Annotated in this window: 18 protein-coding genes and 1 tRNA gene; 10 read left to right on the plus strand and 9 right to left on the minus strand. The window is 68.5% G+C overall.

Going from position 1 to position 19910, the window contains the following annotated elements; all coding sequences use genetic code 11:
* From LRF89_RS11295 to glgC, 4 genes are all read right to left on the minus strand, one after another.
* Window positions 1-2713, minus strand: a 2713-nt coding sequence (locus LRF89_RS11295; protein WP_238637148.1) for a cation-transporting P-type ATPase, incomplete at its 3' end; no start/stop codon positions are given.
* Between the two features lie 62 nt (window positions 2714-2775).
* Window positions 2776-3633 (minus strand): universal stress protein, encoded by an 858-nt coding sequence (locus LRF89_RS11300; protein WP_201171703.1) that lies wholly within the window; start codon window positions 3631-3633, stop codon window positions 2776-2778.
* Window positions 3630-5300, minus strand: coding sequence for a cation:proton antiporter (locus LRF89_RS11305; protein ID WP_201171704.1), 1671 nt, complete (start codon window positions 5298-5300; stop codon window positions 3630-3632). The genes LRF89_RS11300 and LRF89_RS11305 overlap by 4 nt, the downstream gene beginning before the upstream one ends.
* A 62-nt stretch (window positions 5301-5362) precedes the next feature.
* Window positions 5363-6634 carry a glucose-1-phosphate adenylyltransferase gene (glgC, locus tag LRF89_RS11310; protein ID WP_201171705.1) on the minus strand — a complete coding sequence of 424 codons (1272 nt, stop codon included), beginning with the start codon at window positions 6632-6634 and terminating at the stop codon, window positions 5363-5365.
* A 169-nt stretch (window positions 6635-6803) separates the two neighbouring features.
* Here glgC and LRF89_RS11315 point away from each other — a divergent pair, with 169 nt between their 5' ends.
* From LRF89_RS11315 to dinB, 3 genes are read left to right on the plus strand one after another with little or no spacing between them, the layout of a single operon-like run.
* Entirely contained in the window at window positions 6804-7994 is a 1191-nt protein-coding gene (locus tag LRF89_RS11315) for an HD domain-containing phosphohydrolase (protein WP_201171707.1), read from the plus strand.
* A gap of 46 nt (window positions 7995-8040) precedes the next feature.
* A complete protein-coding gene (locus tag LRF89_RS11320) occupies window positions 8041-8475 on the plus strand; it encodes a small multi-drug export protein (RefSeq protein WP_201171713.1) in 435 nt (144 codons plus the stop codon).
* A gap of 11 nt (window positions 8476-8486) precedes the next feature.
* On the plus strand, window positions 8487-9557 hold the full coding sequence (gene dinB / locus LRF89_RS11325; RefSeq protein ID WP_201171734.1) for a DNA polymerase IV: 1071 nt from the start codon (window positions 8487-8489) through the stop codon (window positions 9555-9557).
* Here dinB and LRF89_RS13615 read toward each other — a convergent pair.
* Window positions 9541-10479 carry a diguanylate cyclase gene (locus tag LRF89_RS13615; protein WP_201171735.1) on the minus strand — a complete coding sequence of 313 codons (939 nt, stop codon included), beginning with the start codon at window positions 10477-10479 and terminating at the stop codon, window positions 9541-9543. The genes dinB and LRF89_RS13615 overlap by 17 nt on opposite strands.
* 338 nt (window positions 10480-10817) lie before the next feature.
* Between LRF89_RS13615 and LRF89_RS11335 the strand changes: the two genes are divergently transcribed.
* Complete coding sequence (locus tag LRF89_RS11335; RefSeq protein ID WP_201171737.1) at window positions 10818-11498, plus strand: NBR1-Ig-like domain-containing protein; 681 nt, start codon at window positions 10818-10820, stop codon at window positions 11496-11498.
* On the opposite strand, the gene amrS is transcribed toward LRF89_RS11335, so the two are convergent.
* Window positions 11495-12610 carry an AmmeMemoRadiSam system radical SAM enzyme gene (amrS, locus tag LRF89_RS11340; RefSeq protein WP_201171738.1) on the minus strand — a complete coding sequence of 372 codons (1116 nt, stop codon included), beginning with the start codon at window positions 12608-12610 and terminating at the stop codon, window positions 11495-11497. The two genes, LRF89_RS11335 and amrS, sit on opposite strands and share 4 nt — an antisense overlap.
* A gap of 91 nt (window positions 12611-12701) precedes the next feature.
* Here amrS and amrB point away from each other — a divergent pair, with 91 nt between their 5' ends.
* From amrB to LRF89_RS11370, 6 genes are all read left to right on the plus strand, one after another.
* Entirely contained in the window at window positions 12702-13508 is an 807-nt protein-coding gene (gene amrB, locus LRF89_RS11345; RefSeq protein WP_201171739.1) for an AmmeMemoRadiSam system protein B, read from the plus strand.
* Complete coding sequence (gene amrA / locus LRF89_RS11350; RefSeq protein WP_201171741.1) at window positions 13495-14097, plus strand: AmmeMemoRadiSam system protein A; 603 nt, start codon at window positions 13495-13497, stop codon at window positions 14095-14097. Before amrB ends, amrA begins: the two co-directional genes overlap by 14 nt.
* 44 nt (window positions 14098-14141) lie before the next feature.
* A tRNA-Ser gene (locus LRF89_RS11355) sits at window positions 14142-14230 on the plus strand.
* 113 nt (window positions 14231-14343) lie between these two features.
* Window positions 14344-15948, plus strand: a complete 1605-nt coding sequence (locus tag LRF89_RS11360; protein ID WP_201171746.1) for a C69 family dipeptidase — start codon at window positions 14344-14346, stop codon at window positions 15946-15948.
* Between the two features lie 353 nt (window positions 15949-16301).
* Entirely contained in the window at window positions 16302-16868 is a 567-nt protein-coding gene (locus tag LRF89_RS11365; RefSeq protein WP_201171747.1) for a TetR/AcrR family transcriptional regulator, read from the plus strand.
* Entirely contained in the window at window positions 16865-18067 is a 1203-nt protein-coding gene (locus LRF89_RS11370) for an MFS transporter (protein WP_201171748.1), read from the plus strand. The genes LRF89_RS11365 and LRF89_RS11370 overlap by 4 nt, the downstream gene beginning before the upstream one ends.
* Window positions 18068-18089: 22 nt before the next feature.
* Here the strand turns inward: LRF89_RS11370 and LRF89_RS11375 are convergent, their stop codons facing one another.
* The 3 genes from LRF89_RS11375 to LRF89_RS11385 form a co-directional block, all read right to left on the minus strand.
* The gene (locus LRF89_RS11375; protein ID WP_201171750.1) at window positions 18090-18671 is read right to left on the minus strand and encodes a carboxymuconolactone decarboxylase family protein; all 582 of its coding nucleotides are present in this window, start codon (window positions 18669-18671) and stop codon (window positions 18090-18092) included.
* Window positions 18672-18722: 51 nt separating this feature from the next.
* Window positions 18723-19316 carry a GNAT family N-acetyltransferase gene (locus LRF89_RS11380; protein WP_201171761.1) on the minus strand — a complete coding sequence of 198 codons (594 nt, stop codon included), beginning with the start codon at window positions 19314-19316 and terminating at the stop codon, window positions 18723-18725.
* 77 nt (window positions 19317-19393) lie between these two features.
* The gene (locus LRF89_RS11385) at window positions 19394-19888 is read right to left on the minus strand and encodes a DUF2867 domain-containing protein (protein ID WP_201171763.1); all 495 of its coding nucleotides are present in this window, start codon (window positions 19886-19888) and stop codon (window positions 19394-19396) included.
* Window positions 19889-19910: the final 22 nt, after the last annotated feature.

Raw genomic sequence — 19910 nt, forward strand, 5'->3', positions numbered from 1 at the left:
GGCGGACGACGGCCTTCTCCAACTCCACGATCACGAACACCGCCAGCCCGAAGAGCAAGATGCGCGCCCAGTCCTGGGGCCCAATCGGCGTGGTGCCGAAGAGCGCGTGCATGACCGGGGCGTAGGTGAAGGCAATCTGGAGCAGGATGAGCACGCCGATGGCGATCCACATCGCCTGCGAGCGGAACAACGCCCAGCCCCGCCAGATCGGGTCGTAGATCAGGCGCAGGTTGAGCAGATAGAACGCCTGGCCGGCGACCAGGGTGTTGATAGCCACGGTCCGGGCCAGCTCATCGCTGGCGCCGACCACCTCCTCCATCCACACGAAGTGGCCGAAGGTCCCCAGCCACAGCAGCAGCGCCACAAACGGGATACGCCAGAGCATGAAGCCGGAGAGCAGCGGCGCCTTCGGATCCCGCGGCGGCCGCCCCATCACCCCCGGCTCGGCGGGCTCGAAGGCGAGCGCCATGGCCAGCGTCACCGAGGTGACCATGTTCACCCAGAGCACCTGCACCGGGGTCAGCGGCAGGGCCAGCCCCATCAGGATCGCCATCATGATGGTCAGCGACTGCCCGGCGTTGGTGGGCAGCATGTGCAGGATCGCCTTGCGGATGTTGTCGTAGACGGCGCGGCCCTCCTCCACCGCGTGCGTGATGGAGGCGAAGTTGTCGTCGGCCAGGACCATCTCCGAGGCCTCCTTGGCCGCCTCGGTGCCCTTGTTGCCCATGGCCACGCCGACGTCGGCGCGCTTGAGCGCCGGCGCATCGTTGACCCCGTCGCCGGTCATGGCACAGATGCCACCTTCGGCCTGCAGGGCCTGAACCAAGCGCAGCTTGTGCTCCGGCGTGGTGCGGGCAAAGACATCGACGCGGCGTACCGTCTCCTGCAGCGTCGCGTCGTCCATGCCGTCGATCTCCTGGCCGGAGACCGCCGCCCCCTGCCCGATCCCCAGCTGCCGGCCGATGGCCCGCGCGGTGGCCAGGTGATCCCCGGTGATCATCTTCACCCGGATCCCCGCCCCCTGGGCACGGGCAACCGCCTCGATGGCCTCCTCGCGGGGCGGGTCGATGATGCCGACCAGCGCCAGCAGGGTGAATCCCCCCGCCTCCACCTGCTCGTAGGTCAGCTCCTGCTGATGGGGCTCGACCTCCCGCACGGCCAGGGCCAGCAGGCGCTCACCGCGAGCGGCCACCTCGTCCATGGCCGACTCCCACCGGGCCCGCTCCAGCGGCTGCGCCCCCGCGGTGGTCTGCTCGTGACTGCAGAGCTCGAGCAGCCGCTCCGGACTGCCCTTGAGATAGATCCCCTGCCATCCGTGATGGTCAGAGTGCAGGGTCGCCATGTATTTGTGATCCGACTCAAACGGGATGACGTCCACGCGCGGGCGCTGCTCCGCCTCGGCCACCGGATCGTAGCCGGCCTTGCGTGCGGCCACCACCAGCGACCCCTCGGTGGGGTCGCCGCGCAGACGCCACTCGCCGTCGCGCTCGAAGTGCTCCGCGTCGTTGCACAGCAGGGCGCAGAGCAGGGCCTGGTGGAAGACCGGGTCGCGGTCGGGGAACACCTCCTCGTGCCCCTCGCAGAACCCGCCGTGGGGGGCATAACCGACGCCATCGACCCGCAGCTGCCGCTCGCCACTGACCAGGGTGGCCACGGTCATCTCGTTGCGGGTGAGCGTGCCGGTCTTGTCCGAGCAGATGGTCGAGACCGAGCCGAGGGTCTCCACCGCGGGCAGGCGCCGGATAATGGCGTTGCGCCGGGCCATCTTCTGCAAGCCGATGGCCAGGGCGATGGTCAGGATCGCCGGCAGACCCTCGGGGATGGTGGAGACCGCCAGGCTGGCCGCGGCCAGGAACATCTCGTCGAGCGGGTAGTCCCGCACCCAGTAGCCGAAGGCGAAGGTGAAGGCCGCCACCACCACGATGATCGCCGCCAGCCAGCGGCCGAACTGCTCGGTCTGTCGGATCAGCGGCGTCTGCAGGCTGTGCACCTCGCCGAGCATCTGCGAGATGCGCCCGACCTCGGTTTCCGCCCCGGTGGCCACCACCACGCCGAGCCCCCGGCCGAAGGTCACCAGGGTGCCGGAGTAGGCCATCCCCCGCCGGTCGCCGAGATCCGCACCGGCATCCACCGCCTCGGTGCCCTTCTCCACCGGCACCGACTCACCGGTGAGCACCGCCTCGTCGATGCGCAGGTTCTTGGCGTTGAGCAGACGCAGGTCGGCGGGCACCTTGTCACCGGCCTGGAGGAAGACGACGTCGCCGGGGACGATCTCGGCGGCGTCGACCTCCTGGCGCTCGCCGCCGCGGACCACCACCGCCTGGGGCGAGAGCATCTGGCGGATGGCATCCAGGGCGCGCTCCGCCTTGCCCTCCTGGAGGAAGCCGATGAGGGTGTTGATCAGCACCACCGCCAGGATCACCCCGGTATCGACCCAGTGGCCGAGCAGCGCGGTGCCCAGCGCAGCGGCGATCAGGATGTAGATCAGGATGTTGTGGAAGTGGCGCAGGAAGCGCACCACCGGGCCGGCCCGCTCGGGCGGCTGCAGCCGGTTGGGGCCGTGGCGCTGCAGACGCGCCTGGACCTCGTCGACCGCCAAGCCCTGCGGCCCCGAGCCGAAGTGCTCGGCAACCTGCTCGGCCTCTCTGGCATGCCAGCGTCCAGCCGGCTCCTGCGCGGCCCCGGGGGCCGCGTCCCCTTCGTCCTCCACCATGAAACCTCCGCGCAGTCGGGAAGGTTGCGGACCGCCACCGCAGCGGCATGCCCGGGGCGTCCTCAGCCCTCCCCGGCACGGACCAGTAGCAGGTCCGTGTCGATCTGGTGCAGCACGCGGCTGGCCACGCTGCCGAGCAGCAGATTGCCCCAGCGTCCGCGGCCGTGATTGCCCATGGCCACCAGCTGGGGCTGGCGGGTCCGCACGCGCTCGAGCAAGAACTCCGCCGGATGGCCCGCCAACAGCGTCATCGTCACCTCATCCGGATCGACCCTGCAGGCGAGCAGTTCCTCACGTAGACGGGACTCGGCTTCGGTGCGCAGCTGCTCGTAGCGCCGCTCCACCCAGCGCGGATCCACCCCGGCGGTACGCATCTGCTCCAGGGCCTGGGTGTCGAGGACATGGAGCAGCTCCAGGTCCGCGCCCGGGAACCAGTCCGCTACGCGCTGCAGGGCGGCGCGGGCACAGGCGGAAAAATCGGTGGCGACCAGGATGCGCCGGTAGGGATGCTCCGCCGACTGCCGGACCACCAGAGTGGGCACCGGCAGGTGGCGCACGACCTGCTCGGCGGTCGTCCCCAGCACCCAGTCGGCCGCGAAATGCTGACCATGGGCACCAAGGAGGAGCAGCTGAGCCTGCTCCTCCTCGGCCACCCGAGACAACTCACCAAGCGTGTCTCCGAAACGCACCCGCACGGATGCCCAGTGCCCCGGCGTGACCCGCTGCAGCTCGGCCTCGACCGCCTGTTGTACCGTGGCCCGCGGATCGCCACCGCCGCCCTCGGCCGGGATATCACCCTCGACGACACAGACGGCTACGACGCCGGCTCCCGCCTCTTCGGCCAACTGCGCCGACCGAGCGCCGGCCAGCGCCGCCCGTTCCGATAGGTCGCTGGCAATCAGGATCCGCTCAAGGCTCATCGTTCACCGCCTCCCTGCCCCCCGGTGATCCCGGCCACGGCCATCTCCGCGGCGTCGACGAAGGGCAGCAGGACCCGGTCGGGCCCGTGGCCACGCAGGTAGTCAGCATCCATCCGCGAGTGGGACGTAACCGCCACCTTACCGCGGTAGCCGGCCCCGCGCAGCGCAGTGATCAGCGTTGCCCCGATGTCCCGATCGGGCACCGTGCTGATCACCCAGCGGGCCCGGCCCAGCGGCAGGGTCTGCGGGAACTCCGGGTCCGAGGCATCGCCGTAGTGGGCCATGTGGCCTTCGTCCCGCCACTGTCCCACCAGGGTCGGGTCGAAGTCCACGCCGAGCACCCGCCAGCCGCGGGCCTTGAAGTTCTTGGCCAGCTGGTGCCCGTAGCGGCCCAAACCGAAGATCACCACATCGGCCTCGTAGTGCTGATCCGGCTGACTGTCCAGGGCGATCTCCGCGTGCGGGGTCCTGCGCTCGAAGACCGAGAGCAGCGGCGCCAGACGCTCATAGAGCGGCTTGGAGTAGAGGATCATGTAGGTGGAAGCGCCGATGGTGATCAGCCCCACCAGCGTCACCAGCCCCATGGTGTCCTGGCCGATGTGCCCCACCGACATGCCCAGGGCCGCGAGGATCAGGGAGAACTCCGAGATCTGCGCCACCGTCAGCCCGGCCAGGAAGCCGGTGCGCTTGCGGTAGCCCATAAAGCCCATGATGATCAGCACGATGATCGGGTTGCCGATGAGCACGAAGGCCGAGAAGATCAGCGCCGGCACCACCTGATCGCCGATGGTGCCCATATCCAGCTGCGCGCCCAGGGAGATGAAGAAGAACAGCAGCAGGAAATCGCGCAGCGCCGTCAGCCGCGAGGCCACCGCCTCGCGATAGGGCGTGGATGCGATGGCGATACCCGCCAGGAAAGCCCCCACCTCCTTGCTGAAGCCCATCAGATCGCCCCCAGTGGCCATCGCCACAGCCAGGGCGATGGAGAAGAGCACCAGCAGCTCCGGTGTGCGCGCCAGCATGTTAAGCAGCCGCGGCAGCACATAGCGCATCAACACGCCCACGAACAGCAGCAGGGCCACGCCCGTCAGCAGGACCTGCCCCACCTCGACGGCGACGTTGGCGTCCCCCTCACCAGCTGCCAGGGAGGTGATCAGGATCATGGCCAGGACCACGCAGATGTCCTGCACGATCAGAAAACCGATGGCGATGCGCCCGTGCAGGGCGTCGATCTCCTTCTTATCCGACAGCAGCTTGACGATGATGATGGTACTCGAGAAGGTCAGCGCCACCGCCACGTAGAGGGCGGTGATCGGCTCCATGCCCATCGCCAGTGCGATCAGGAAACCAACCGCCGAGGTGAAGATCACCTGCCCCAGGCCAGTAGCGAGAGCCACGGGCCCCATGGTGCGGATCAGGTGCAGATCGAGCTTGAGGCCGACGATGAACAGCAGCAGCGCGATACCGATCTCGGCCAGCAGTTCCATCATCGGCTCGTGCCCGTCCACCCAGCCAAGCGCAGACGGGCCCACCAGGATGCCCACCGCGATGAAAGATACGATCAGCGGCTGCTTGAGGCGGGTGCCGATAAAGCCAATGACGGCTGCAACGAGCAGCAGGATGGCGAATTGGTTGAACAGTCCTTCGACAGCAGGGATCTCAGCCATACAAGCTTCCTGGTATCAGGGGCAATGGGCGGGGACGCGAGCGTCGGCGAAGCGCGGGCGTTTCAGCGCACGTGAGCCACTTCCTGGCCCAGCATCTCGGCGGTGACCAGCACCACACCGCCCGGGGTGACATGGAATCGCTCGCGGTCGGTCTCCAGGTCCTCGCCGATGACCATCCCCGGCGGGATGCGGCAGCCCTCATCGATGACCGCATTGCGCACCCGGCAGCCGTCGCCGACGGTCACCCGGGGCAGGATCACCGACTCCTTGACCTCGGCACCGGGGCCCACCTTCACCCGCGAGAAGAGCACCGAGCGACGCACCGAGGCACCGGCGATGATGTTGCCGCCGGAGACCATCGAATCGATGGCCATGCCGCGCTTGCCACTCTGATCATGCATGAATTTCGCCGGCGGCAGCTGCGCCTGGTAGGTCCAGATCGGCCACTCGTCGTCGTAGAGATCGAGCTCCGGCTCCTCCTGGATCAGCTCCTGATTGGCGCGGTAGAAGGCGTCCACGGTGCCCACATCCCGCCAGTAGGCCTGCTTGCCGCTGACCGGGTCGCTGAACGGGAAGGCCTGGACGTGATCGCGCTGGATGGCCGCGGGCAGGACGTCCCGCCCAAAGTCCCGCGAGCTGGCGAAGTTCTCGGCGTCCTCGCGCAGCACCTGCAGCAGGTAGTCGCGGTTGAAGACATAGATACCCATGGAGACCAGGGCCACATCGTCCTTGCCCGGCATCGGCTCGGGGTGCGTCGGCTTCTCGGTCAGGGCGGTGACGCGCCCGTCCTTCTCGACGGTCATCACCCCGAAGGCGCGGGCCTGCTCCAGACTCACCTGCACGCAGCCGACGGTGACGTCGGCGTCGGACTCCACATGGCGGGCGATCATCGCACCGTAGTCCATCTTATAGACGTGATCGCCGGCGAGGATCAGCACGTAGCTCGGGTCGTGGGCCTGGATGATGTCGATGTTCTGGTAGACCGAATCAGCCGTGCCGGAGTACCACAGCGGCTTGTCCATGCGCTGCTGGGCGGGGATGAGTTCGACGAACTCGCCGAACTCACCGCGCAGGAACCCCCAGCCGCGCTGGACATGCTGGATCAGTGAGTGGGCCTTGTACTGCGTCAGGATGCCCACCCGACGGATCCCCGAATTGATGCAGTTCGAGAGCGGGAAGTCGATCAGCCGGAACTTGCCGCCAAAGGGGATCGCCGGCTTGGTGCGCCAGTCCGTGAGGCTGGAGAGCCGTCCACCGCGGCCGCCGGCCATGATCAGCGCGAGGGTCTCACGCGTCAGCCGGCTGACGAATCGCGGGTTGCGCTCTAGGAACATGCGACCTCCGGGGCGGGCTCGAACCCGATCAGGATATAAGGGCGGTGCGGCAATGCCAACGGCTCCCCTCTCCGGGTTGCGGGAAATGGCGTTTGGGTTACGCTGACCGCTGGAGTTTCAAATGCAGGGTTGCGATCCCCGGCAGGGAACCGGGCGGAGGGAAGCAGTCGTGGAAAGACCACCACCCAGGGACGCGGTCGAGGTCCCGGTCGAGGACCTGCGCCCCGGCATGTACCTCGTCGACCTGGGCGTGCAGTGGGCCATGCACCCGTTCCTGTACAACCAGTTCGAGCTAGAGCAGGCGAGCATCGACAAGATCCGCGCCATGGGGCTGACCCGGGTGCGGGTCGACCCACACCGCGGACGCCCCGAAACCTCCGGCGCGGCGCAGCAGGCCGCCGAACCAAGCCACCGGCGCCCCGCCCGGGCCAAGGCCGGCGACGGGCGGCAGTGGGCACGGCAACTGACTCAGGAGGCGCGCTCGGCGGTGCGCGAGCTGCTGCAGGATGCCCGCGCCGGCCGGGCCCTGCGCATGCAGGACATCGACACCATCAGCGAGGAACTCTCCGCTGCCCTGCACGAGCACCCGGATGCCATGCTCGCCTTCGGGCGCATCCGCTCCCGCGACCACTACACCTACCAGCACAGCGTCAACGTCGGCGTACTGCTGATGGCGTTCGCGCGCTACCTGCGCATGCCCGAGCCCCATGTACGTGCACTAGGCTCCGCCGGGATCGTCCACGACATCGGCAAAACGCTGCTACCGGATGCCATCATCTCCAAGCCGGGTCCGCTGACGCCGGAGGAGTATCAGCAGGTCAAGGACCACACCTGGCGCGGCGCGGCGCTACTGCGCGAGACGGCCCAGGCCACTCCGCTGGCCGTGCGCATCGCCGAGCAGCACCACGAACGGATCGACGGCTCCGGGTACCCCTACGGCCTGAGCGGCCGGCAGCTGAGCATCGAGACCCGCATGGCCGCCATTGTCGACATCTACGATGCCGTCACCGCCATCCGCGCCTACCACCGCGGCCGCCCACCGACCGAAGGACTCCGCATCGTCGCCCACGAAGCCGGCCAGGGGTTGGACGGTAAGCTGGTGCAGCGGTTCGTGCGCTGCGTCGGAATCTATCCACCGGGCACCCTGGTGCGCCTATCGTCCGGCAAGCTCGGCGTGGTCCTGGAGGCCCGGGACCGCCCCGCAGACAAGCCGCGTGTCCGGGTGGTCTACGATATCTCGGCGCAGCGCATGATCGAACCACCCCCCACTCTGGACCTGTACCACGGCCACCCCGCTCACCGCATCGAGCGTGCCGAGGATCCCGCAAACTGGGCCCTGCCCCCGGAACTCTTTATCTAGACGATTCGCTTAGAATGGGCCGCTCATTCATGCGCCGGCCCCCTCTATGGAACTGCTGCTCAAGTACTCGGTCGTCTTCCTGCTCGCCGCCACTCCGTGGGTGGAGCTCATGGTCGTCATTCCCATGGGCGCAGCCATGGGGCTCTCGGTGACCCCGCTCACCGTAGTCGCATTCATCGGCAACGCGCTGCCGGTTTTCGCCATCATCGCCCTGTTTCGCTGGTGGGAGCGCCGCCGCGGGCCGGTGCGCCGGCGCTGGAGCGACCGCGCCACTCGAGTCTGGGATCGCTACGGGCTGCCCGGACTGGCGCTGCTCGGGCCAGTGCTCACCGGCATCCACCTGGCGGCAGTGATGGCCCTGGCCCTGGGCGCCTGGCGGCGGCAGACGGCGCAGTGGATGATCGGTAGCCTGGCCATCTGGGCGGTGGTCACCGGGGTGGTGACCGCCGCCGGCGTGGAGTGGCTGACCCGAGCGGACTGAGCGTTGTAGCGATGACCGCGCGCAAGATCATCCACATCGACATGGATGCCTTCTACGCCTCGGTGGAGCAACGCGACAACCCGAGCCTGCGTGGACGACCGGTGGTGGTGGGAGGGTCCCCCGACGGGCGAGGGGTGGTCGCCGCGGCGAGTTACGAGGCGCGAACCTTCGGCATTCGCTCGGCGCAGCCGGCTGCCCGGGCCCGCCGCCTGTGCCCGGACGCCACCTTCCTGCGCCCGCGCTTCGACCACTACCGCGCCATCTCGCGGCAGATCCACGGCATCTTTGCCGACTTCGCCACCACCATCGAGCCGCTCTCGCTGGATGAGGCGTACCTGGACGTCACCGGCTCGCAGCGCTTCCACGGATCCGCCACCCACATGGCCCAGGCGATCCGCCGGCGCATCCGCGAGGAGACCGGCCTGACGGCATCGGCGGGGGTGTCTTACAACAAGCTGCTGGCCAAGCTCGCCTCGGACGAGGGCAAGCCGGACGGCCTCTACGTCGTCCCACCCGAACAGGGACCGGCGTACGTCACCGCTCAGCCAATCCGAAGGCTTCACGGCGTCGGGCCGGCCACCGCCGCCCGGCTCGAGCGCCTCGGCATCACCCGGGTCGGCGACCTGCTCGACTGGGAGCTGGCCGATCTGCACGTGTTCCTCGGCAACCGCGCCGGCACCCTGCACGACGCCGCCCGCGGCATCGACCACCGCCCCGTCCGGCGGCGCCGACCACGGAAATCCATCGGTGCCGAACGCACCTTCGGGGATGACACCCGGGATCCGGAAGAGATCCGCGAGCGGCTGGCTCCGCTCATCGCCAAGGTGGCTACGCGCCTGGAGAGCCAAGGCGTGGTGGCCCGGACGGTGACACTGAAGCTGCGCTACGCCGACTTCGAATCCATCACGCGGCGGGTCTCCCCGCACGGGCCGGTCGCCGGGGCGGCGGACATCGAGGCCCTGATCCCCGCCCTGCTCGCGGAGACCGAGGCCGGGTCCCGGGCGGTCAGGCTGCTCGGCGTGAGCCTCTCGGGGCTGCAACCGAGACAACGCGAACAGGACCTTTTTAGCGACCTGACCTGACGCAGACGCGCCCACCACCCTGGCGCTTGGCGTCGTACATGGCCTCGTCGGCACGGGCAATCAACTCGCGGAAACCCTCTCCGGGCTGCCAGGCGCTCACCCCGATGCTTGCCCGACACCCACCCGGCATCCGCGGCCACTGCGCCAGGCGCCGGGCGAGCGCATGGGCCAACGCCTCGCCCCCGGCCAAGTCGGTGTCCCGGCAGAGAATCACGAACTCGTCGCCGCCCCAGCGCGCCACCGCATCGGCCTCGCGTACGCGCCGGCGCAGCAGTCTGGCCACCTGCTGCAGGGCCCGATCCCCGGACTCGTGGCCCTGCTCATCATTCAGCGCCTTGAAGCCATCGAGATCCAGGAAGACCAGGCTGACCGGGGCCCCGGAGCGCCGCGCCCGATCCAACTCCACGAGCAAGGCCTCCTCGAGGCCGCGCCGGTTGCTCACCCCGGTCAGCCAGTCGGTATGCAGCTGCTCGTCCAGCGCCTCGATGCGCTGCTCCATGGCCTCTCGAGCGCGGTTGTAGCGCTCCTCGACCATGCGCAGCTCGCGCACGGCCCCGGCCATCCCCCGCAGGCGCATCGGCGCCCCAACCTCGATGGACCGGGCTGCCTCCTGCAGCGGAACGACCAGTTGCCGGCGCAGCCACAGGCCGAACAGGCCCACCACGGTGAAGCCTGCCCCGGCTGAGATGAGCGCCACGAGGTAGGTCGACGTGCCAGCCGGTGCTTGCCCGCCCTCCGGCATGCGCAGCAGGCCGGGGAGCGACGGGTGGGCGGTGAGCAAAGCGGGATGCGTGCGGGCCGGCTCAGCAGCGTGGCTCTCTGGGCCGAGATACGTCCCGGCTGCGGTGAAGGCGACACCGAAAACCAGGGCAAGACCCAGCCCACCGAAGACAATCAGGGAACACAGCGGGATCCCTCGCACGCAAACCACCTCGGAAGTCCATTCCAGACCGCTGGCGGATCCAGGCTCCGCCCTGCCCCAGCTGGCCGAAGTCAGGGCAGTACAGCCCCCCGTATCGGGCCGAACCGACAGGCAGGAGCCTTCGCACCCGAAACTGCACTGCCCTGACTTCGGCCAGCTTCCGAGGGGATCGTAGCCCCCTTATACAGTGGATGACCATGCAAGGCGTGCGAGTCGTCCAGATCGCTGGACAGTTGCGCCAGTTTCCCTACTATGAAAAAGGATTAAAGCCCACTACCCTAGTCCATCCCGTCAGCGGGGCTACGCTTAATCCACGGACGAAGACGAAACCCGAGCTCATGCAGACGGAACTGGAGCAGTACATCCGCAAGACCGCCCGGGAGCGAGGGCTCCCGCTGGCAGAGCTGGCCCGGCGGGCAGGCATGAGCCGTCAGGCCCTCTACGACGCCTGGCAACCGGGGCGCTATCCGAGCATGAGCACCATCGTCCGCATCGCCAACGCGCTGGAGGTCCACCCGCTGGCACTGCTCGAGCCCATGTTCCGCAACGACCCCAACGCGACGGGGGTCACGGAGACCGTCGAGAACGGCCTCGACCGCAGCGGCTTCATCGGCGACCTCAACTACCCGGACGGCGCTCCGGTGCTGGCGGGTAGCCGCTTCCGCAAGGGCTGGCAGCTCCAGAATCTCGGCGACCAGCCGTGGGTCGACCGCTATCTCACGTGTCAGGATGACGACATCCGCATCCTGGATACGGCCGGTACCCCCCGGGAGATCGGCGCCCGACTGGTACCGCTGCAACCCTCGGTACCGCTCCCGCGGGTCGACCCCGGGGAGCGGGTCACGCTGCAGGTCGACTTCACCGCCCCGCAGACCCCCGCCACGGTCATCTCGTACTGGAAGATGACCTTCGCCGACGGATCCCTGTGCTTCCCGGACGCACGAGGGGTCTGGGCGAAGGTCCGCGTGATTGCGCCGATCGGCACCGCCTCGGGGACCGGGGAAGCCAGCAGCGACTAGCTGAAACGCAAGGGTAGGCGCCGCCCCGCCCAGCGCCCGGGGCGGGCCTCGAAGACCCCGGCGCACGGCTCCCCGCAGCGCCGGCAGGCGCCGGCGGCGCCCAGCCGCCAGGCACCGAGTTCGTACCGGTCGCGCTCAATGAGCCGCTCGCCGCAGGCGTGGCAGTAGGTGGCACTGCCCTCCGGGTCGTAGACGTTGCCGGTGTAGACATAGCGCAACCCCTGCGCCAGGGCGATCTCCCGGGCACGGCTCAGGGTCTGCGGCGGCGTTCGCGGATGGTTCACCATCCGGAAGGCCGGATGGAAGGCCGTGAAGTGCATCGGCACATCCGCGCCGAGGTGCTCCAGCACCCACTGCGCCATGGCCTCAATCTCGGCATCGTTGTCGTTCTCACCGGGGATCAGCAGCGTGGTAAGCTCAAGCCAGCAATCGGTTTCGTGGCGAACGTAGCGCAGGGTATCCAGCACCGGTGCCAGGTGGGCGCCGGTCAGACGGTGATAGAAACGCTCACTGAACGCCTTGAGGTCGACATTCGCAGCATCCAGGGCAGCGAAGAACTCCGCCCTGGGCTCCGGGCAGATATACCCGGCGGTCACCGCCACCGTGCGGATGCCGCGCGCCCGGCACGCCGCCGCCACATCCACTGCATATTCGTGGAAAATGACCGGGTCGTTGTAGGTGAAGGCCACGCTCTGCGCCCCTTGGGCCGCCGCGGCGTCGGCGATCTGCTCCGGCTCGGCGCGATCGGCGAGGATGTCCATCTCCCGGGACTTGCTCATGTCCCAGTTCTGGCAGAACTTGCAGGCGAGGTTGCAGCCGGCGGTGCCGAAGGAGAGTACCGACGAGCCGGGCAGGAAGTGGTTGAGCGGCTTCTTCTCGATGGGGTCGATACAGAAGCCGCTGGAGCGGCCGTAGGTGGTCAGCACCACCTCCCCGCCCCGGGCCATACGCACGAAGCACAGCCCCCGCTGCCCGTCCTTCAGGCGACAGTGGCGCGGACAGAGGTCGCACTGGAGCCGCCCGTCGTCACACCGGCTCCAGAAACGCGTGGCCACGACGGACGGGTCCGCGGGATCGCGCTCTCTTGGTACAGGGGTCGTGGTCTGATTCATGATCGCTCGGAAACCGCGCTCGGGTTGAATCGTCTAAAGTTTAGACGGGTTCATCGACATTGCGGTTCCTTCGCCACGGGAGGTCACGCCCATGCACGAGACCACGCCCTCGGTTCGCCCCCCTGCCGTCGCCGGACGCTTCTACCCCGGCGAGGCGGAAGCCCTGCGCCGGTCCGTCCAGGAACTGCTCGCCGAGGCCGGCGAGCCGGAACAGGACCCGGCCCGGGCCCCCCGCGCCATGGTGCTCCCCCATGCCGGCTACCCGTTCTCGGGTGCCGCCGCGGCGCGGGGCTATCAGCGCATCGCCCCGATCCGCCAGCAACTGCGCCACGTGGTGCTGCTCGGACCGGCCCACTTCGTCGACCTCAGCGGCATCGCCCTGCCGATGGCCGACGCCCTGGCGACCCCGCTAGGCACGGTGCCCGTTAGCGACACCCTGCGCCGAAAGGCGCTGGCACTGGATAGCGTGCACATCGACGACACGGCCCACGCACGCGAGCATAGCCTGGAGGTCCATCTGCCCTTCCTGCAGACCCTGCTCGAGGACTTCGACGTTCTCCCCCTGGTGGTCGGCCGCGGTCCGGCCGAGGCGTGCGGCCGCCTGATCGAGCGTTTCTGGCAACCGGACACCCTGGTGGTGGTCAGCTCGGACCTGAGCCACTTCCACGACGACCCCACTGCCCGGCAGCTCGACGCCGAGACCACCGCGGCCATCGAGGCCGGCACCTTCGAGCAGATCACCCCGCAGCGGGCCTGCGGCGCCGCCCCGCTGCGCGGGCTGCTGTGGTTCGCGCGCAAGCACGGCCTGCAGGCGCAGACGATTGCGCAATGCAACTCCGGCGATGTCACCGGCGATCGCTCCTCGGTCGTAGGGTATGGCAGCTATGTCTTCCACTGAGCAAACTCCCATCGGCACCGACGTCCCGTCGGAGCACGGCGCCCTCCTGCCCCGCTTCGCCCGGCAGAACATCGCCCACCAGCAGGAGGTGGGCGAGCCGCTGCCCATCGCCTCGGGCCTGCCGGAGGCCCTGACCCGGCCCGGGGCCGCCTTCGTCTCGCTCCACCAGGGCGACGTGCTGCGTGGCTGCATGGGCAGCCTGGTGCCCCGCCAACCGCTGGTGCGCAGTGTCATGGACTCGGCCCTGGAGGCCGCTTTTAGCGATCCGCGCTTCGACCCCGTCACCCGCGAAGAACTCGACGCGCTGACCGTCAAGGTCGCCGTCCTCGGCGAGGCCGAACCCCTGGAGGTGGAGCACGAGGCGCAACTGCTCGAAGAGCTGGTCCCCGGCGAGGACGGCCTGATCCTCCACGACGGTCTGCGCCGCGCCACCTTCCTGCCCGCGGTCTGGGAGGGCCTACCGGACCCGCAGGAGTTCCTCGCTCAGCTCAAGCTCAAGGCCGGCCTGCCCCCGGACTACTGGTCCAGGACCCTGCAATTCGCGCGCTACCGCTCGGTCACCTTCACCGACACACCACGCGCGCCGTAACCCCTTGCAGCAGCCCGCCCTTACTGGCTATCCTAAAAGGCTTAGGAAGGGTGGCCGAGCGGACGAAGGCGGCTGACTCGAAATCAGCTGTGGGCCCTGCCCACCGGGGGTTCGAATCCCTCCCCTTCCGCCATCTTCCCAACCTTCTCACCGCCTTCCCGGAAGTGTACGCCTTGCGCCTGCGGGCGAGAGTGAGGCGTGCCTTCACGGTTCATCCATGATGGAAGCAACCAACCGGAGGCAATCTTGCCGCAACGCCTGATCACCCTCGCCGCACCGGCACTGATGATCGGCGGCGCTGCCAGCGCACCCACCCTGGCCGGAGGCGAGGCGAGCGAACTGCTCGCAGCCACGCCCGCGACCTACCCCAAGGAGGAGCGAGGCAAGAGCGTAGGGCTCTACGTCGGCCACGAGCTGACCGAGGATGGTAGCGTCCTGCTCGGCGGCTACGGCGATGAGCCATCGAGCCACTTCATCGAGGTCATCCCGGCGCAGTCACATGAGCCTGGCGCCACGATGGAGGTAGGCATCACAGACCAGGCCGACATCCCCGGCGAGCGCATCGAGATCCCGCAGGCAAGCCAGACGAACAAGTACATTGCCGTGCGCTACACCTCGTGGGCCGGCTTCCCGCCCCCGCTGGTCAACGGCGGCCTCAACGAGCAAGGGCTGGCGGCACGGGATATCTGGTCGCCGTCCCGCGAGGAACTCGTCGAGATGACCCCGACGCCCCAGCGCGGCCTCTCCTACAGCGATCATGCGCAGATCGCCATGGAGCGTGCCGAGTCGGCGAGGGGCGCGACCGCACTCGTTGGCGAGATGGTCGAGGAGCACGGCCACGCGACCTACGGCGGCAACTCGCACCTGTTCGCCGACGAGGACGAAGGATGGATTCTGATCCAGCTCGCCGGCGGAGAGGGCCTCTGGGCTGCTAAGCGCCTGGCGCCGGACGAGGTACGGGTTTCTCGTCCCGGCTACATCGGCGAGATACCCGCGGACTTCCAGGACCACCCGGACTACATGGGTGCCGAGCACCTTATCTCCTTCGCCGAGGAGCAGGGGTGGTACGATCCGGAGCAAGACGGCGCCTTCCATTTCAATGAGGTCTATGGCACGGATCGGCAGCCCGAGCAGGACGGCATGCAGATGCGCGCGCCGGCGGTCGCCGAGATGGAGCGCTGGCTTGAGGCGCGTGAGCCGGTCTCGCTGAGCGACATGAAGGAGGCCGTGCGCTCGCCGAAGATCACCAGCCAGACGGCGGGCTACGGGACGGTCGCCCACCTGCGGGACGACCTCGAGCACCACACACTGCAGACCCTCTGGGCGACCGTGGCACCCTCGTCAGCGAGCCCGTTCATGCCGCACTACATTGGCCAGGAAGACGTTCCGGTCGAGTTCAAGTGGCACCGCTACCTGAGCCAGGACGAGGACGCCCAGTTCCTGCCGCCCGAACTCTTCGAGCAGGAAGCCAGCCGCTACGCCTTCCGGGAGTTCAAGCGCCTCTTCCACGCCATGGGCGGATCCCTGTGGAATGCCGGCCCGGCCCACGAGAAGCGCTACGAGGCGTTCTACCCGGAGGTCGAGGAGGCGCTGACCGCGTATGAGGCGGCGCGGCGAGCCGAGCAAGAACAGGTGCACGCCATGGCCGGGGCTCTGATCGCCTCCGGGGAGCCGGAACTGGCCGAGACATACCTGACCGAGTACAGCAACACCCAAGCCCTAGATGCGCTCGACCTCGTCAGCACCATGGCCGACAGCATCGAGAAGCGCGGCCGCCTACTCTTCGGCGTCGAGACTTATCGCAGCGACGAGATCTATGAGGACCTCCTCCCCTACGACGGCTGGGAGTAGGATCCTTCCTCGGCCCCCAGCCCATGCGGGCTGGGGGCCGGAGCTACCCAGGGCGGCCCCACCCCGTCGCTCCCCCGCATCCCCTCCGGGCATCTGCACACGATCCATCAGCCGCCCATAGCAATCCCTCGGCCTTGAGCGAGAGGTGCGACCACGACGGCCCGGCAACAAAGTCGGCCTGCCGCCGAATCACTGGTCCCCGACGCTTGTATTTCGCCCGCTATAGCTCGCTGAGCTTCACGGATCCGCCGCCGCAGGAGCAAGAGGAGGCGTGAGCGCAGCCCGGTCCATTGACGAGGTCGCGACCTCTACCCCAGACTAGACAGATCGTTCTATCTGATCCGGTGTATCGCATGATCAACAGCAAGCGCGAAAATCTGCTCGACACGGCCGAGCGGCTTTTTTACTCGGCCGGCTTCCACGCCACGGGTATCGACCGCGTCATCACCCAGGCGGGGGTCGCCCGGATGACGCTGTACAACCACTTCCCATCCAAGGAGGCACTGGTGGAGGCGGTGCTCGCCCGCCGCTACGAGCGCTATCTCCAGGATCTGCGCGCTGCCGTCGACAACGCGGCGCCGGGTGAGGCCGTCACCGCACTGGCACAACGCCACTGCCGTTGGCTGGAGACCACCCCCGGTCGCGGGTGCATTGTCCTCAAGGCCATCGCCGAGTACGAGCAGGATCATCCGGTGATCGCCGAGCAGGGTCGCCGGCTCAAGCGCGAGCTCCTCGCCGTCATCGGCGACGCCCTGGAACGCGACCGCTCGAGAGGCGATCCGAAGCTGGCGGAACGCCTGCTGATGGTGCTTGAGGGGGCCAACGCCCTGGTCCCGGTGCTCGGCGCGGCCGCCGCCACCGAGCACTTGCAGGGGATTATCCCCGCCGTCCTCGCGACTGCGCAGGGTGCGGAATCATGAGGCCCGTGGGTGCTGTCGGCTACGCTGTTCTCGGGGCCGGACTGATCGCGGTCGCCTTCGGGCTCGCCCGATACGCGTTCGGGCTGTTCGTCCCCGCCATCCGCACAGAGCTGGGGCTCTCGGCAGACGCCGTCGGCGTCATCAGTTCGATGGCCTTTGTCAGCTTCTGCTTCGCCAGCCTGATCGCGTCACCTATCGTCGACCGCCTCGGTCCGCGCTACGCGGCCGTGGTCTCCGGTCTTTTTGCGTTCGGTGGCCTTATGCTGATCAGCCAGGCGGCTGACGCGCTGACGCTCGGCGCCGGCGTCTTCGCCTGTGGCATCTCCACCGGGCTAATGATGCCGGCGCTGTCCGCCGGTGCGCAGGTGGCCGTGCGGGCCGACCTCCGCGGGCGGGTCAACGCCGTGATGAACGCCGGCACCAGCTTCGGCCTGATCCTGTGCGTCCCCACGGTACTACTGCTCAGCGGGGCCTGGCGCCTGGCCTACGGCTCGTTCGCGGCCCTCGCAGCCATGGGCGTCATTGCCGCCCTGTTCCTGATCCCGAAGACGGCAAGGGCGCAGCCCGGCGACAACGCTCCGGCCTCCGGGGCCTACGAACCCGGGCGGTGGCTGCCAGTGGTCGGGCTGACCGTGTTCTGCGTCGCGATGGGCCTGACCTCGTCCGCCTACTGGATCTTCGCGCCCGACCTGGTCGTGGAAATGGGCGATCTTCCCGAGAGGCTCACCGGGCTGCTTTGGTTGGCCGTCGGCATCACCGGTCTAGCCGGGGCGTGGGCGAGTGACCTCGGTGACCGGTTTGGCGCCCCCACCACCCAGGCCATGGCGCTGGTCGCCCTCGGCGCTGCCACCGGGCTCGTGGCCATCGCCCCGGGCGAGTGGTGGGTCGCGCTGTTCTCGGCCGGCGTCTTCGGTTGGGCGTTCATGACCCTAACCGGACTGTACCTGGTTACCGGCGTCCGACTGTTGCGTCAACGGCCCTCGCTGGGACCGGTGGTCCCCTTCCTGGCGATCACCGTCGGCCAGGCCCTCGGATCGCCGCTGGTCGGCTGGGCCATCGCGCAGGCCGGCTACACGGAGGCGTTCGTGGCCTTCGCAACGCTCGCACTCCTCGTGGCGGCGGCCTCGTTCCTCTTCCCGCGCACGGCACCGGACGGGGCTGCCGTGGAGGGGCCACCGCCGTCGGCAACCCGAACGTAAACGCGGCACCGGGCGGCGCGGCTCAGTCGGCGCCGGGCCGGCCGCCTTTCACCCGGCTCCTGCCAGGCGCCTGACAGAACCCCTGGGCCGGCACGTCGAGGGCACTGTTGAACTTGCTCGACATGTTTTGGAAGGCGATCAGACCGGTCAGCTCCACGAGCCCGTCTTCGTCGAAGTAGGGCCGCAAGGCGTCAACGTGCTCATCCCGAACCCCGGCATCACTGCAGGTCATGGCCTCCGTGTAGGTCAGCACGGCCCGCTCACGCTCGTCGAAGGCATCGCTTTGCCGCCACTCGGACAGCGCAGTGATCTTCGTCCAGTCAACGCCGCGCCGGTTCAGCGTGCGGGTATTGATATCGATGCAGAACGCGCAGTGGTTGATCTGTGACACACGGACGGTAACCAGCGAGCGCAGCGCCGGATCCAGGGGGCTGCGTCTGCGCTCCAGGGCACCGAAAAGCAGAGCCAAGGCGGCAAAGACCCTGGGCGAGCGCCCCCAAAGCAGCCCCGGCTGGAGGACTTCACCGTATTTGCGGCGCTGGTTCCAGAAGAACGGGCGCAGGTACCAGGGATAGGCGTTCAGAGGCTTGGGCTCGATGCGCATCACTCCTCCCCGTCCGGCCACGCCCTCGGCCGGGATCCCGCCGCAGCGCCTTCACAACTGCTTGATCCAGAACTGCAGGGGCTTATCGGTCTCCGCAGGCTCGTCGACCTGCTTCCAAGGGTAGTAGGCGATCAGCTCCTCGCGGGGCGTATACCCGAAGTGCCGCCAGACGGGGTCCAGTGGCTGGTAGTCCGCCGGGCGGAGCGGATGGGCCGGATCACGGACCACAGTGCACAGGGTGGCCCACTGGTAGTCGCCACAGCTTCGAGCATGGCGCTCCCGGACATCGAAAAAGTGCCGGTAGAACCCCCGGCCGCGATAGGCCGGCAGGAGGATCGACTCGGCCAGGTAGAACACCTGCCCCGGATCGAAGCCTTCATCGATAAACGGCTTCTGGATCCGCGGGGACTCGTCCGTCAGCGGCATGGCCGTCGACAGCCCGACCACCTCGTCGCCATCCACAACCACGGTGGCCAACGCCCACGGGGCGTCGAGGTAAAAGCGCAGGAAGTACCGCTCCTCCTCCATGCTGCCGTCGTAGAGGTAGGGCCATTCCCGGAAGACCTGCAGCCGCAGCGCGGCGATCTGCTCAAAACGCTGGCCGATCTCCTCGCCCTGAAGGTATTCGATGTGCGGCTCGCTCATGGTCCTCCAGCTCCCGACAATGCGGTTCAGAAGGGATCAGGATCCGGCACGCGCTCGCGGTGTGTCAAAGAAGGGGCTCAACCACTCGCCCGCGTCTCCGCGCGGCGGCAGATGGCGCGGGCCAGCCCCTTGAACAGGATGGCGTGGGCGGGCTCCATGGCGTACCAGTACATGCGCCCGGGCACCCCCCGCGGGGACCAATACGCGGTCACCCGCACGCGGGTCTGCTGCTCATGGGGCCGGACGGTGAACTCCAGCACCCCGGTCCCCGGGGCCTTCATGCCGAAGCCCAACGCCAGACGCTCCCGCGGCTCCACCACCAGCACCCGCCATGAGTCGATGACATCGCCGGGGCGCAGGTCGGTATGCAGCGGCCGCCCCCGGCTGAGCCCGCGACCGCCGAGCAGCGCATCCAACGACTCGCGCAGGCTCCACAGCGGGTTCATGTAGTAGTAGCGGTTGGGCCCGCCGATCGACACGCACTGCTCCCAGACCGCCGACAGGGGGGCCGTGGTCATCGCGCTCGCCCCGGCACGAAAGGGAAAGCGCGGGTAGTCCAGCGGGTTGGTCATGGGCCACGGCTCCTTGGTATCC

This window comes from Halorhodospira sp. 9621 (assembly GCF_022228055.1).
Classification (GTDB): Bacteria; Pseudomonadota; Gammaproteobacteria; order Nitrococcales; family Halorhodospiraceae; genus Halorhodospira; species Halorhodospira halophila_A.

Bases quoted from the DNA above. Each gene is read 5' to 3' on its own strand.
- LRF89_RS11365 (WP_201171747.1), top strand. From the start codon at position 16,302: ATGATCAACAGCAAGCGCGAAAATCTGCTCGACACGGCCGAGCGGCTT.
- amrB (WP_201171739.1), top strand. From the start codon at position 12,702: ATGCACGAGACCACGCCCTCGGTTCGCCCCCCTGCCGTCGCCGGACGC.
- amrA (WP_201171741.1), top strand. From the start codon at position 13,495: ATGTCTTCCACTGAGCAAACTCCCATCGGCACCGACGTCCCGTCGGAG.
- LRF89_RS11305 (WP_201171704.1), bottom strand. From the start codon at position 5,300: ATGGCTGAGATCCCTGCTGTCGAAGGACTGTTCAACCAATTCGCCATC.
- LRF89_RS11300 (WP_201171703.1), bottom strand. From the start codon at position 3,633: ATGAGCCTTGAGCGGATCCTGATTGCCAGCGACCTATCGGAACGGGCG.
- LRF89_RS11380 (WP_201171761.1), bottom strand. From the start codon at position 19,316: ATGAGCGAGCCGCACATCGAATACCTTCAGGGCGAGGAGATCGGCCAG.
- LRF89_RS11335 (WP_201171737.1), top strand. From the start codon at position 10,818: ATGCAGACGGAACTGGAGCAGTACATCCGCAAGACCGCCCGGGAGCGA.
- LRF89_RS11370 (WP_201171748.1), top strand. From the start codon at position 16,865: ATGAGGCCCGTGGGTGCTGTCGGCTACGCTGTTCTCGGGGCCGGACTG.
- LRF89_RS11375 (WP_201171750.1), bottom strand. From the start codon at position 18,671: ATGCGCATCGAGCCCAAGCCTCTGAACGCCTATCCCTGGTACCTGCGC.
- LRF89_RS11385 (WP_201171763.1), bottom strand. From the start codon at position 19,888: ATGACCAACCCGCTGGACTACCCGCGCTTTCCCTTTCGTGCCGGGGCG.
- dinB (WP_201171734.1), top strand. From the start codon at position 8,487: ATGACCGCGCGCAAGATCATCCACATCGACATGGATGCCTTCTACGCC.
- LRF89_RS11320 (WP_201171713.1), top strand. From the start codon at position 8,041: ATGGAACTGCTGCTCAAGTACTCGGTCGTCTTCCTGCTCGCCGCCACT.
- amrS (WP_201171738.1), bottom strand. From the start codon at position 12,610: ATGAATCAGACCACGACCCCTGTACCAAGAGAGCGCGATCCCGCGGAC.
- glgC (WP_201171705.1), bottom strand. From the start codon at position 6,634: ATGTTCCTAGAGCGCAACCCGCGATTCGTCAGCCGGCTGACGCGTGAG.